Origin of the sequence: Carboxylicivirga caseinilyticus (assembly GCF_050589785.1) — a bacterium.
Taxonomy (GTDB): Bacteria; Bacteroidota; Bacteroidia; order Bacteroidales; family Marinilabiliaceae; genus Carboxylicivirga; species Carboxylicivirga caseinilyticus.
Genome location: NZ_JBNGOX010000044.1, coordinates 1 through 13,880, shown reverse-complemented (window position 1 = coordinate 13,880; position 13,880 = coordinate 1). Strand labels below are relative to the sequence as shown.

The following is a 13,880-nucleotide window of genomic DNA, read 5'->3' as shown; positions in this document are numbered from 1 at the left end:
TTTTACTGCTTATATTTGTCTTCATAAAACATTAACAAAAAATGAAAATCATCCGATTTTCACCAATGTATAAAGCATGAAAGCAAAAATTCAGGAACTGACTCAACAGTATATCAATGATATTATAGCTATTAGAAGACATCTTCACTCCAATCCGGAACTATCATTTGCAGAACATAAAACCTCTGCCTACATCAAAGAGCAACTGAATAAAATAGGCATTCCCTTTCAGGATGGTTTTGTTAAAACCGGCATTCTTGGACGGATTGAAGGTAAAAATCCTCAGAAGCGAATCATTGCTTTACGTACCGACATGGATGCTTTGCCTATTAATGAATCAACCCAATTGGAATTTACATCCCGAAACGAAGGCGTAATGCATGCTTGTGGTCATGATGCACATACAGCTGCACTTGTGGGTGCTGCCATGATTTTGAATGAGATAAAAGATGAATGGGAAGGAACCATATTACTAATCTTTCAACCAGCAGAAGAGGTTTTCCCCGGAGGTGCCAAATTAATGATGGAAGAAGGACTATTTAAAGACTATGAGCCAGAATTAATAATTGGTCAGCATGTATTGCCCAATATGAAAACAGGACATGTCGGGTTTAAAAGTGGCATGTACATGGCATCGGGCGACGAAGTATACATAACCGTAAAAGGAATAGGCGGTCATGCAGCCATGCCTCATACGCTGACTGATAATGTTTTGATCGCTTCTCATATCATTGTTTCGTTACAACAGATAGTTAGTCGAATTGTGCCGGCTCAAATACCAACAGTACTCTCTTTTGGTAAAGTAATTGCCAATGGTGCAACCAATATCATTCCTGAAACGGTTGAAATTGCAGGAACGCTTCGTACAATGAATGAAGAATGGCGTGCTAAGATAAAAGATAAGATACGTGAGATTGCCACAAGCATAGCTCAATCAATGGGTGCTGATTGTGAAATCGATATTAAAGATGGTTATCCGGTTTTACATAACAACGAAGCCATCACTGAACAAGCTATTTCATTTTCGAACGAATATCTGGGCAAGGAACAAACAGAACACATGGATATTCGAATGACTGCTGAAGATTTTGGATATTTTTCACAAAAATATCCATGTACCTTTTATCGCTTTGGAGTGGAACAGGTTGATACAGAAACTGGCAGTTTACATACTCCACAATTCAATTTGAATGAAAACTCGTTGGAAACTGCAGCTGGTTTAATGGCTTATTTGGGATATAAATTCATGTCGAAATAAAATCAACAACCATTACCAAGCACACATTGTAGCCTGACTTAATGCATATTACCATAAATAAGACCTCGAAGCCTTATTTATATCCGTTCAAAATTAAGTTGTTTGCAAAGGAATTCTTTTAATTATTAAAAAAAGCAAATAATTTTGCTTGAGTAATAATAACCATTAAAGAACAAAAAAATGGCCTACGTAATTAATGAAGACTGTATTGCTTGCGGTACTTGTATTGATGAATGTCCAGTAGATGCTATCGCTGAAGGCGATATCTATAAAATTGATGCAGAAGCTTGTACTGATTGTGGTACTTGTGCAGATGTTTGCCCAACTGAAGCTATTCATCCAGCGTAAGTAAAGAAAATATAAAAAAGCCCCGTTTGGGGCTTTTTTATTTTGGATGAATTATTTTATCCATCTTAATATCATGAGGTTCTACCGGCACCTTAGTCACCATCTGAAAATCAAAAGCCAGGGCCAGCCTTTTAGCCTGTGGAACACGTTTTAAAATACGATCGTAATAACCAGCTCCTCTGCCCATTCGATTCCCTGAATTATCAAAAGCTACACCAGGTACTATCACCAAGTCAATTATACTTTCATCTTTTAATGGCTCTCCAGTTGGTTCGGGAATACCATATTTAGCTCCAGGAACCAGACAGTCTTCCCCACTGAAAAGCACTATTTCAAGATCATCACCTTTAATAACCGGCAGATAAATATGTTTGATTTTATAATACGACAATATAAAGTCATGAGTTGATACCTCATCGTTCATCGACCAGTAGAAAAGTATATTCTTTGCGTTTTTAAAATCAATTGAATCGATAAGCTTTTTATAAATCAATTCTTCCTGATATGCTGCATCTTCTTTGGAAAAATCTTTTTTAAGCAGGCGAATCTTTTTACGCAATTCTTTCTTTTCAAACATCAGTTAAGATTTAAATCGCCATAAACATCAGAACGACGATCGTTCAAAGCATGGTTGCGAGGAGTTATATGTTTGTTAAGAGCCTGCGAAAGATCCACTTCATGCTTTATTAATTTATTTTCTTCCTCTTCTCCCCTCTTTAACACAATTCCTTCTGGTGAAACTAAAACCGATTGCCCAGTAAATTTTAGATCCCGCTCTTTACCTGTACGATTAGCTGTAGCGATAAAAAACTTATTTATGATCGCATAAGACTGAACAACCCCCTGACAATAAGATAAAACCAGATTTGCAGGATGAGCAATCAACTGAGCTCCTTTCATTGCCAGAACCCGCCAGGTTTCAGGAAACATCCAGTCGAAACATATTTGCATACCTATTTTCCCCAAAGGAGTGTCAAAAACAGGTAAACCTAAATCACCCGTTTCAAAAATATCCTTCTCATCCAGAAACAAATGTAGTTTGCGATATACACCAATTAATCCTTCCGGTCCAACCAATACCGATGAATTATAAAGCTTATCTCCCGAGCGTTCACAAAAGCCCGAAACCAAATAAGCTTCCTTTGCTACGGCAATGGCGACTAAAGCATTTAGAAAAGGACTATTGGTGGTTCGTTCGGAATACAGAACTGCCTCGTCTCTGTTTTTGAAACGATAACCTGAATTAGCCAACTCAGGCAACACATATAAATCACATCGTCGTTTAGATGCAATAAGCTCATTAATCGTTTGAATATTTTCGTTGACCTTCCCCAACTTAGGTGCAAACTGAATAATCCCTATCTTCGACATATTCACTATTTTATGGACGATATCTTGATTGTTGAAAAATCATATGTCCATCCTTTTGCCTTATCAAATCGTCCAACGTAAGTTCTGGATTATTTTTCATATATGCCTCCACTATCTGATAGCCAAGGTAAACAGCTGCTCTTCCAGGAGAATCCTGTCCAAAATAATAAGTAAACGGACTGTCTCCTGTATATTTCTGAATGGTCATCCGATCGGTATTAAACAAGTCTTTTCGCTCTACCATACCGGCCCAGATATCAGCTTCATATTTTTCACACCATTTCACTTCCTCCTTAGACATATCAAAAAGATACGTTTCTTTAATGCCTGGCACCATATGATGAACAAAATACAAGACTTTCCCTTCTTCAATCATACTACTGATCACATCATTATTATTCATCCCTCCAGCATAGGTAGTGAGCACCACAGCTTTCATAATATCAGGAACTATCTTCTCACGTACCATTCGCTTACGCATATATTGGGGTTCGGCCAACCACTCGTAAAATTCACATTCTTCACCAAGATATTTTTCAACACTCACTGATATCCAGCTGGAATCAACAGCTACAAACTGATTAAACCCTGATATATGAAAATATAAGTCTGGTACTGTAATGTTTGGGAAATAGTACTTATAATATTTGAATGCCTGCTCGGCATCTTCAACTATATCATCAACCTCTGAATATTGTTCTTTACACTTCTCAAAAACGTCCCTGTTAGCATCATAATCTAAAAATGCTTTAAGATTCTCAGGAAACTCAGGTTGATCGGGATTTCCTATTCGAATGACTTTTTGACAATAGGCATAAAAATAAGTTCCATACTTCTCTTTCAGATTTTTAGTCTTCTTTTCAATATCTTCGCTGCCATTCTCAAATAAATCTTTAAAAAACAGATGCGACTCCATTTCAACATGAATATCGCTTACATCCGGAGCCTTTATTCCTCCTCCACATGACGATAAAACTAAAATCAGAACCGTATAAACCCAATATTTTTTGATAAAAGCTTGCATGGTGTATTCTTTAATTTGCCATAAAAATAAGTAAGTTTGTAGAGTTTTCAACCATTAAAACATTACTCGATGCAAAGAAAGCTTTTAATAATGGCAGGTTTGCTCATCTGTATCTTAACCAACGCCCAAACAGAGAAAAAAACACGACTTGGATTTTTGTTGAGTCCTCAAATCTCATGGATGTCTTCAGATGCAAATTCAGTTAACTCTAATGGAAGTTTATTCGGATATAATTTTGGAGTATTAGTGGATCGTTTCTTCGATACCAATTATGCATTTTCAACAGGATTAACCATCAATACAGGAGGTGGTAAATTATCCTATGATGCCACAAGTGAGCTTGAGAAACTTAATGCAACTTATCGCTTAAAATACATCGAAGTACCACTAAGCCTTAAATTATTAACCAACGAATTTCATCGTTCACGTTATTTTGGGCAGTTTGGATTATATTCGCAATTCAATATCAAGGCCTCCGATATTGATGGAAACAACATAAGCAGTAACGTAAACTTTTTTGACATGGGTTACCAATTAGGAGGTGGCATGGAGTACTCATTGGGCGGTAACACCTTCTTAACCGTTGGATTGATTTATTACGGCGGATTTTTGGATGTAACTGATTTCAGAGTCACTGATAAGTCGAACCTTAAGCGATTTGTATTTCAATTTGGAGTAATTTTTTAACAGCAGAATAAAGAGATAAAGGGAATGAAGGTTGTATTGGCGCAATTGAATTATCATATTGGAAATTTTGAATCCAATTCAGGAAAGATTATCAGTACCATTGAGAAAGCCAAGAAAGAAGGAGCCGGATTGGTTGTTTTTTCTGAACTGGCAGTATGTGGTTATCCATCATACGATTTTCTGGAACGAAAGGAGTTTATCGAGAAATGTAACGAATCAATTGACAACATTGCCAAAAGTTGTGTTGGTATTACTGCTATTGTTGGAGCTCCTGAAATTAATCCTGAACCACTGGGTAAAAACCTTTACAATGCAGCCTATGTATTGAGTAATGGTAGTATTCAGCAAATCGTAAGAAAAACCTTATTACCAAATTACGATGTATTTGACGAGTATCGCTATTTTCAACCCAATAACCAATTTGAATTAGTTGAGATAAATGGCAAAAAAGTAGCCCTTACTATCTGTGAAGATATTTGGGAAGATCAGCCGGTGGCCAATGCTTTTGCAAGAGATAAACTGTATACCATCTCTCCAATGGATGAGTTAATTAAACAAGGACCGGATTTTGCCATTAACATTGCAGCCTCTCCGTTCTCATACACTCAGGTAGATGTGCGTCAGAACATAGTTCGAAACAAAGCAAAAAAATATCAGATTCCATTCATCTATGTAAACCAAGTAGGTGCCAATACTGAACTTATCTTTGATGGAAACAGCATGGCTGTTAATTCAAAGGGTGAAATAATTCAGTCAACTCAGGCATTTGACGAAGATGTTGTTTCTATTGAAATGGATACGATTGATCAGACTGCCGGTACTGAACCAGAGAAAAAAGAAACCATCGGTTTAATACACGATGCCCTGGTTTGCGGTATTCGTGATTATTTTGCCAAGATGGGCTTTACAAAAGCTACTTTGGGACTTTCCGGAGGAATTGATTCTGCCGTAACAGTTGCCCTGGCTGAAAAAGCTTTAGGTAAAGAAAACATCAGAGTATTATTATTACCATCTCAGTATTCTTCGCAACACAGTATTAAAGATGCTGTTGATCTGGCCAATAATCTTGATATTGAATACAACATCGTTCCAATCAAAGAAATATTTGACACGTACAACTTCATTATGGGGCCTTTATTCGAAGGCAAAGAAGAAGATGTAACAGAAGAAAATATGCAGGCCCGTATTCGCGGAACCTTATTGATGGCTCTTTCGAATAAATTTGGTCACATCTTGTTAAACACTTCCAATAAGAGTGAAGCTGCCGTTGGTTATGGAACTTTGTATGGTGACATGAATGGTGGACTTTCAGTATTGGGTGATGTATATAAAACCGATGTTTTCAAACTGGCCCGTTACATCAACCGGGATAGAGAAATTATACCGGAGAACACAATCATTAAACCACCTTCAGCTGAGTTACGACCCGATCAAAAAGACTCTGACTCATTGCCTGATTATGATGTGCTGGATGCCATACTTTTCAAATACATAGAAAAGCATGAATCACCGGCCGACATTATCAATGATGGCTTTGATGAGGCGACAGTAAAAAAAGCAGTTCGATTGGTTAATATGAATGAATACAAACGCTTTCAAACAGCCCCAACATTAAGGGTTTCGGGTAAGGCTTTTGGCATGGGTCGCAGAATGCCTTTAGTAGCCAAATACTAATAATTGTATACCTTGAGTATCAATTTTTAAAAGAAATATGGTACTCCTATACATTTTTATTAATTTTGTGTTATACAACATTGTTTTACAACATAAATATGCCGGTAAAGAAGAAATCGGAGGGATTAGATCCAACCATCAAGGACATTACCAAACTCTATAATATCCTTAGTGAGGAAGAGAAAGAATATCTTCTTGCGAATCATTCAACCTTATACTATAAGAAGAACGATATTATCTATCGAGAGAGTGATAAACCAACCGGCTTGCTTTGTCTGGGTTCAGGTAAAGTAAAAATTTTTAAGGAAGGTGTTGGTCGTAGAGAACAAATTGTAAGGATGGCCAGTGCCCCTGATTTCATTGGATACCGTGCCCTTTTTGCAGAAGACTTACACATTGCAGCGGCTGAGGTGATCGAACCATGCATCATTTTTCATGTTCCCCGTAACGTTATTTATAAATTGATGCAGACAAATCCTGCCTTATCAATGGCTTTTATGAAGTCGATGGCCAAGGAGCTGGGATTTGCCCGATACAGAACGGTTACCCTTACCCAGAAACATATCCGTGGTCGTCTTGCTGAAAGCCTTTGTGTTTTAAAAGAAGTATATGGTTATGAAGAAGACGGTGAAACCCTGAGTGTGTATTTATCGCGCGAAGATCTGGCGAATTTTTCAAATATGACCACATCCAATGCCATTCGTACTTTAACTACTTTTGTAAACGAAAAAGTTCTGGCTGTAAACGGACGGGTAATTAAGATCCTGGATGAGGATACCCTTGAAAAAATATCCCGCTTAGGTTAATCTTATATTTTTTACTCAAGATAATAAACCCGTTTTACCCTTCGACTGATTCCGGTAAGTATTTCGTATGGAATGGTTCCAAGTTGCTCTGCCATCTCATCCATGGTGATATGGTTTCCGAATATCTCCACTTCATCACCTTCTTTAACAGATAAGCCGGTAACATCAACCATACACATATCCATACAAATATTACCCATCAAGGGAACTTTGTGTTGGTTAATAAACAATTGGCCTACGCCATTACTTAATAGTCTGTTCAGACCATCGGCATAACCAACAGGTACTACAGCAATGGTTTTATCTTCCGAAGCAACTCCTCGTCGTCCATACCCGATGGTAGCACCTTTGGGTACACGTTTTAACTGCGACACATAAGACTTTAGAGTTGCTACCGTTTTTAAATCCTTACCGGATGCCGAAATTCCATACATTCCAATACCCAGACGAACCATTTCCATTTGCAACTCCGGGAAACGCTCAATTCCTGCCGAATTTAAAATATGACGGATAAAACTATACCCAATGCCATCGGCAAGTTTTTCACAACAACGGCTGAAGATTTCTCCCTGTTTACGGGTAAAATCATCATGGAAAACTTCGTCACTTCCTGCCAGATGCGAAAAAACCGAGGCTACTTTTAACAAAGGTGCTTGGTCTAAACGAATTATCAGTTCATCCATTTCATCAGGTAGAAATCCCATACGATTCATCCCTGTATCTATTTTGATATGAACCAATACCTTTTGATTCCCTTGTCGTTCGGCTGCATTAAGAAAAGTATCAAGAAGATGAAAACTATATATCTCCGGTTCCAGATCGTATTGGAGCATTAACGGGAAGCTGCTCACCTCGGGATTCATTACGATAATAGGTAAATTAATTCCGGCCTCACGTAATTCTATTCCTTCATCAGCAAAAGCAACACCCAGATAATCTATTTTCTGACGTTGCAGCACATTAGCAATCTCAAACGATCCACTTCCGTATGAAAATGCCTTCACCATTGCAAGCATCTTTGTTTCCGGCTTCAGCACTGAGCGAAAAGTTTGCACATTATGCATCAAAGCATTTAAATCCACCTCAAGAATGGTTTTATGGCGTCGTTGCTCCAGAAAGGATGAGATATGTTCAAATGAAAAAGATCGCGAACCCTTTAACAAAATGGCTTCATCCTTGAAACTATTAATATGAACGTGACTTAAAAAATCCTCTGTCGAACGATAAGCATTTTTTCCGTTAGTGGCTTTGTATAATTCAGGACCAATACCAATGAAACGCTCTATATTTTTCAGTTTCATCAGGCGCTGAATTTGCTCAAACCAGGCTTCTGATGACATTCCGCTCTGAAAAATATCAGAAAGGATAAGAGTCTTGCTTAATCCTTTTTTAGCTCCCAACTGATCCAGAAAATCGAGGGCCAACTCCAACGATGTTAAATCAGAGTTGTAGGCATCGTCAATGATGATACAATTATTTATTCCTTCTTTTTGCTCGAGGCGCATGGCCACAGGCTGCAAATTTTTAACAGCATCTGTAATAGCCTGTTTGTGCATGCCCAGATGCAACGCCAATAAAACAGAAATCATTACATTTTCAACCGATGCATCATCATTAAAAGGCAACTCAACCTTAAAAGTATTACCCTGATAACTGCATTGAATACTCCTACCCTTCGACGTATTTTCCTGACTGATGATATGCAGATCAGCTTGTCCGGAAGAGCCGTAAGTTAAAGTCTGCAGCTCTGGCAACAGTTCTTTAATACCAGCATTTATCAGTTGATCATCCAGGTTGTATAATAAAATCTCAGCCTTTTGAAAAAGCTTTAATTTTTCGTGTAATTTGTGTTGGAGTGATTGAAAATTCTCCTGATGTGCCTGTCCGATGTTGGTAATAACACCAATTTGAGGATCAATCATTTTTTGAAGTAACTGCATCTCGCCGGGCTTGGATATACCTGCCTCAATCAAAGCTACATCACAATGGGGCTCTAACATAAAAACAGATAAAGGAACTCCCAGCTGACTGTTATAACTCCGGGGTGAACGCCCCACTTTAAACTGCTTTTCTAAAATACGGCTGGCCCACTCCTTCACAATGGTTTTACCATTACTTCCGGTAATGCCAACAATGGGGAACGGGAAAGTTTTTCTTATTTGCGCAACTACTTTATGAAGTGCCTGCACAGCATCATCCACTAAAACAAATCCGGCTTCGTTATAAGTAGAAAAATCAAAATCCTTCTCAACCAAAAAAGCCCTGACACCTCGTTTATAAAGATCCGGAATGTATGAATGGCCATCGTGATTGAGTCCTTTAATAGCTATAAAAAGAGCCCCTTCAGTCAATAATAATTTTCGACTGTCGAAGGCAATACGCTCAATAATTGAAGAAGAAGAACCGATCAATGTTCCTTCGGCATAATCGGCAAATTGTTTGAGCGTAATATGAGCCATTTTATTTCAATTTAGAATAACACTTACGGCATAAGGGTTCATATTCAGCTTTTTCGCCTAAAAGAACCAGTTTGTCATTTTCGGAAAGACGATGAGAAAAATGAGCCAGATCGCCACAGCGCATGCAAATCGCATGAACTTTAGTTACATATTCGGCAGTAGCGAGTAATCCGGGCATCGGACCAAATGGTTTGCCTTTAAAGTCCATATCCAAACCAGCCACAATCACCCTGATTCCCTGATTGGCCAAAGTTCGACACACATCAACCAGTCCGTTATCAAAAAACTGGGCTTCATCAATACCAACCACATTAACATTGCTGCTTAAAAGCAATATATTACCCGATGATTCCACAGGTGTAGAACGTATGGCATTGGAATCGTGCGAAACGACTTCTGTATCGCTGTAACGCACATCCACCATCGGTTTAAAAATCTCAACTTTTTGTCTTGCTATCTCTGCTCTCTTTAATCTTCTTAATAATTCTTCGGTTTTGCCCGAAAACATTGAACCCACAATTACCTCAATCCAACCTCTTTGAGAGTCTCTATTTGCCTTATTTTCAAGAAACATTTAGTGTACGAAGTTTTTTAAATTGCAATCACTACCTTTGCAAAAGTAAGTAAAAAGCCACGTTTTTCACTATGGAAAGAGAAGCACTTATCGACATAATTTTGAACGACCTTAATGAGATGCGAACATTGGTATCAACATTTAAAGGTAAACCGCTTATTAACTCAGCTTTTATCAACCTGGCAAAAACCAAGTTGAATAATATAAGCGAGGAACTCAATTTGCTCGAAGCCGTTCAGAACGAGCCAGCCCCGGTAAAAGAAAATACAGAATCATCCATGACTTCAGCGGCGAGAACCTCAACTCCGGCTGAAGATGCAGAAGAAATTGCTGAATCTTCGAAAAAATTTGCCAGTGGTGAAGCCAGCGAAAAGCCTCAGGAAACACAACCTGTTGAAGAGGTTAAAACAGAAGTAAAAAATGAACCGGTTGCAGAGGTAAAACCCGAACCTGTTATTGAGGTTAAGACTGAAGAAGCTACCAGGGTGGTTGCTGAAACGAAAGTGATTACCGAAGAACCTCCTAAAGAAACTGTTGAAAAAACAGTGGAAAAGAAAAATACGGTGTTAGGTGAGCAAATTCATACCGAAGTGAAATCGGTAAACGAGCAGATTGCTGTAAAAAAAGAAGGCAGCCACTTTACCCAGATTGGAAAGCCCGTTGATGATGTGCGAAAAGCCATTGGTATCAACGACCGTTTTTATTATCAGCGCGAATTATTTGGAGGCAGTATGGAATTACTGAACCAGACACTTGATCAGCTAAACCAAATGGACTCATTTGAATCGGCACGACAATTTCTGCAGTCAAACTTCAAATGGGAAGAAGACAATGAAGTAAGTCAATCCTTTATTAAAAACATTCAACGACGATTTATATAAGCTGATATGGGTAAATTATTTGTAGTACCGACTCCCATCGGCAACCTTGAGGACATAACACTTCGCGCCATCAGAGTGCTGAAAGAGGTTGATTTTATTCTGGCTGAAGATACCCGAACCACAGGCTTTCTGCTGAAACACCTCGAAGTATCAACACGAATGATGTCGCATCATAAATTTAACGAACATGCCACGGTTGAAAATGTGGTAAACCGACTGATGGCCGGCGAAAATGCAGCCCTGGTTTCTGATGCCGGAACACCTGCCATCTCCGACCCGGGTTACCTGGTGGTTCGCAAATGTCTTGATGAAGGTGTGGAAGTGGAATGTTTACCCGGTGCAACAGCATTGGTTCCTGCCATTGTTAATTCAGGATTACCCAACGATCGTTTTTGTTTCGAAGGTTTTTTGCCTCAGAAAAAAGGGCGTAAAACACGATTGGATTCTTTGATGGAAGAAAGCCGTACCATGATTTTTTACGAATCACCTTATCGCTTGGTAAAAACGCTTACTCAGTTTGCCGAGCATTTTGGAGGCGACCGAAGAGCATCTGTTTCAAGAGAATTAAGCAAGTTACATGAAGAAAATAAGCAAGGAAGTCTTGATGAACTTGTACAATATTTCTCATCAAAAACCGTTAAAGGAGAAATAGTGATTGTAGTAGAAGGAAACGCACAAAAATAAACACCCATTTAATATTCTACGTATGAAAAGACTTATTCCTATTGCTTTGATAGTGCTGGCTACTGCCTGTAACTTAAGCGAAACAAAAGAAGTCAAGCAACAAAAAGACTCTTTGATGATGGAGGTTGCAGAGAAAGACCGCCAGATGAATAGTCTGGTAACAGCGATGATAGCCATCGACGACAACCTGCAACAGATAAAGGAAAAAGAAAATATCATCAGCATGAATGTTTCCAGTGGTGAAGCTTCGGGCAAAGCACTGGAAGACAGAATCAACAGTGACATTCAGTTGATTTACGATTTAATGTTGCAGAACAAAGAGCAAATATCAAAGCTTGAAAAAGACCTGAAACAATCGGGCACCAACAATGCCAATCTGAACAAACTGGTGAATCGTCTGAATCAGCAGTTAAAAGATAAAACGCTTGAAATTATCAAGCTGAAGCAACAGTTAGAAAGTCAAAGCCTTGAGATTACCGAATTAAACTTCACAATCGATGGCTTGCAAAGTGTTGTTGATTCGCTCGAAAGTGTGAGAACAGCTACACAACAACAACTGGCCCAAGCTACAGAACAGCTTTACAAAGCGCATTATGTTTTTGGCACTAAAAATGAATTAATGGATCAGAAGATCATCGAAAGCGATGGCCTTTTCAGCAAGAAAAAAGTTACCGGCGAAGGATACGATGAGGAGTATTTTACAACCATCGATTACCGCGAAATCGATTCTATTCCTTTGTTCCGTCCAAAAGCTAAGATTTTAACCGTTCATCCTGAGTCGTCGTATGTTTTGGAAGAAGGAGCTGAAGGAAGCATGGTTCTTAAGATTGCCGACAAAGAAGCTTTCTGGAGCAGATCACGTTATTTGGTGATACAGGTAAATTAATTAAGCATTAGTCAGACGTTTGCCTAGCAATGTCATTGGATGAAAATCACGTGACAATCCGAATCAAACCGAAAACAATAGAAATTAGATAAATAACGAAAAGGCGATCTCAAACGGGGATCGCTTTTTTATTGCTTATTCTGCACTATCTTTGTAACCAGAAACACTGTTATGGAAAGAAAATACAAACATCTTTTTTTCGATTTAGATCATACGCTTTGGGATTTTGAAGCCAACTCTGAAGAAACCTTGCTTGAGTTATTCGACACCTTTGAGCTAAAGGAATATTTCGACGATTTTGATGATTTTCATAACCGATACGAATACCATAACCTTTATTTGTGGAGCCAGTACCGTAAAGGCAAGGTGGATAAAAAAACGCTGAACACACAACGGTTCTATCTTCCTTTTTCCGAAGTAGGTTTCGATGATATTGACATTGCGCGTAAGTTTGCCGAGCAATACCTAACCATCAGCCCCACAAAGACAAGGCTTTTCCCAAACACCCTTGAGGTACTCGAAAAACTGCAGCCTCATTACGAGATGCATATCATCACCAATGGTTTTCGGGAAGTGCAGAGTAAAAAACTGAAAAACAGTGGCCTCGCTCCTTTCTTCAAAAATATCTTTATCTCTGAGTTGATTGGCGTGCAAAAGCCCAATCCCTATTTTTTCGATTACTTTATTAAAAGCTGCAACATCAGTAAAAAAGAAGCACTGGTTATTGGCGACAGTCTCGAAGCTGATATTGAAGGAGCTATCAATGCCGGTATCGATCAGGTATTTTTCAACAGCAAACAGCTGCAACACGATAAAAAGATTACACACGAAATTAGCGATCTGGATCAGTTGTTGCCCTTACTTCTATAGCATCTCACTTTATCATTTCTCTATTGTAAACCCCAGATCCTGTCAAGCCGTTATTGATAGTAAACTTTCCAACAATAGCGTCCTAAATAATATTTGATGAAGAAAGAAAGCAACTGTTTATAAAAGGCCTCAGTTGGCGAGCAAAAAAACAAGGTTGAAATGACGATTAAAAATCGTTTTTTGTTTGAGTTGAGCGAAGCCAACGAGTTTAAACGATTTTAGTCAATTGACCGTAGTTTTTTTAGTGAGACTGGTGCAGCCTTGGAGGGTGTCCAAAAAGTGATTCTGCAAATAAGGAATCTTTCAAATTGTAACTTTACTTTCATTATACCCCACCAAACCTCCCCTAAAAGGGAGG

14 protein-coding genes are annotated in these 13,880 nt (G+C 38.5%); 9 read left to right on the top strand and 5 right to left on the bottom strand.

Annotation, left to right across the window (positions count from 1 at the left end; translation table 11 throughout):
* Positions 1-76: 76 nt before the first annotated feature.
* Together ACRD62_RS18340 and fdxA are read left to right on the top strand one after the other, a co-directional pair.
* A complete protein-coding gene (locus ACRD62_RS18340) occupies positions 77-1,258 on the top strand; it encodes a M20 metallopeptidase family protein (RefSeq protein WP_430821563.1) in 1,182 nt (393 codons plus the stop codon).
* 180 nt (positions 1,259-1,438) lie between these two features.
* Entirely contained in the window at positions 1,439-1,606 is a 168-nt protein-coding gene (gene fdxA, locus ACRD62_RS18335; protein ID WP_321405371.1) for a 4Fe-4S ferredoxin, read from the top strand.
* Between the two features lie 37 nt (positions 1,607-1,643).
* Here the strand turns inward: fdxA and ACRD62_RS18330 are convergent, their stop codons facing one another.
* Genes ACRD62_RS18330 through gldB form a run of 3 tightly spaced genes read right to left on the bottom strand, consistent with a single transcriptional unit; the run spans position 1,644 to position 4,001 of the window.
* Positions 1,644-2,183, bottom strand: coding sequence for a 5-formyltetrahydrofolate cyclo-ligase (locus ACRD62_RS18330; RefSeq protein WP_430821562.1), 540 nt, complete (start codon positions 2,181-2,183; stop codon positions 1,644-1,646).
* Complete coding sequence (locus ACRD62_RS18325; protein WP_430821561.1) at positions 2,183-2,977, bottom strand: nitrilase-related carbon-nitrogen hydrolase; 795 nt, start codon at positions 2,975-2,977, stop codon at positions 2,183-2,185. The genes ACRD62_RS18330 and ACRD62_RS18325 overlap by 1 nt, the downstream gene beginning before the upstream one ends.
* 10 nt (positions 2,978-2,987) lie before the next feature.
* The gene (gene gldB / locus ACRD62_RS18320) at positions 2,988-4,001 is read right to left on the bottom strand and encodes a gliding motility lipoprotein GldB (protein WP_430821560.1); all 1,014 of its coding nucleotides are present in this window, start codon (positions 3,999-4,001) and stop codon (positions 2,988-2,990) included.
* 69 nt (positions 4,002-4,070) lie between these two features.
* On the opposite strand from gldB, the gene ACRD62_RS18315 reads away from it, so the two are divergent.
* The 3 genes from ACRD62_RS18315 to ACRD62_RS18305 all read left to right on the top strand — a co-directional run bounded on the left by ACRD62_RS18315 (position 4,071) and on the right by ACRD62_RS18305 (position 7,168).
* The gene (locus tag ACRD62_RS18315) at positions 4,071-4,688 is read left to right on the top strand and encodes a porin family protein (protein ID WP_430821559.1); all 618 of its coding nucleotides are present in this window, start codon (positions 4,071-4,073) and stop codon (positions 4,686-4,688) included.
* Between the two features lie 24 nt (positions 4,689-4,712).
* On the top strand, positions 4,713-6,362 hold the full coding sequence (locus ACRD62_RS18310; protein ID WP_430821558.1) for an NAD+ synthase: 1,650 nt from the start codon (positions 4,713-4,715) through the stop codon (positions 6,360-6,362).
* 98 nt (positions 6,363-6,460) lie between these two features.
* Positions 6,461-7,168: a Crp/Fnr family transcriptional regulator gene (locus tag ACRD62_RS18305; RefSeq protein WP_321405377.1), complete on the top strand. Its 708-nt coding sequence runs from the start codon at positions 6,461-6,463 to the stop codon at positions 7,166-7,168.
* An 11-nt stretch (positions 7,169-7,179) separates the two neighbouring features.
* Here the strand turns inward: ACRD62_RS18305 and ACRD62_RS18300 are convergent, their stop codons facing one another.
* Positions 7,180-9,627 (bottom strand): bifunctional UDP-N-acetylmuramoyl-tripeptide:D-alanyl-D-alanine ligase/alanine racemase, encoded by a 2,448-nt coding sequence (locus ACRD62_RS18300; RefSeq protein ID WP_430821557.1) that lies wholly within the window; start codon positions 9,625-9,627, stop codon positions 7,180-7,182.
* Position 9,628: 1 nt separating this feature from the next.
* On the bottom strand, positions 9,629-10,201 hold the full coding sequence (locus tag ACRD62_RS18295) for a thymidine kinase (RefSeq protein WP_430821556.1): 573 nt from the start codon (positions 10,199-10,201) through the stop codon (positions 9,629-9,631).
* Between the two features lie 71 nt (positions 10,202-10,272).
* Between ACRD62_RS18295 and ACRD62_RS18290 the strand changes: the two genes are divergently transcribed.
* From ACRD62_RS18290 to ACRD62_RS18275, 4 genes are all read left to right on the top strand, one after another.
* Positions 10,273-11,082, top strand: coding sequence for a DUF8457 domain-containing protein (locus ACRD62_RS18290; protein ID WP_430821555.1), 810 nt, complete (start codon positions 10,273-10,275; stop codon positions 11,080-11,082).
* A 6-nt stretch (positions 11,083-11,088) separates the two neighbouring features.
* Positions 11,089-11,766 (top strand): 16S rRNA (cytidine(1402)-2'-O)-methyltransferase, encoded by a 678-nt coding sequence (gene rsmI, locus ACRD62_RS18285; RefSeq protein ID WP_321405381.1) that lies wholly within the window; start codon positions 11,089-11,091, stop codon positions 11,764-11,766.
* Positions 11,767-11,788: 22 nt separating this feature from the next.
* Complete coding sequence (locus ACRD62_RS18280; protein WP_321405382.1) at positions 11,789-12,652, top strand: Cbp1 family collagen-binding glycoprotein adhesin; 864 nt, start codon at positions 11,789-11,791, stop codon at positions 12,650-12,652.
* 171 nt (positions 12,653-12,823) lie between these two features.
* Complete coding sequence (locus ACRD62_RS18275; RefSeq protein ID WP_430821554.1) at positions 12,824-13,522, top strand: YjjG family noncanonical pyrimidine nucleotidase; 699 nt, start codon at positions 12,824-12,826, stop codon at positions 13,520-13,522.
* Positions 13,523-13,880: the final 358 nt, after the last annotated feature.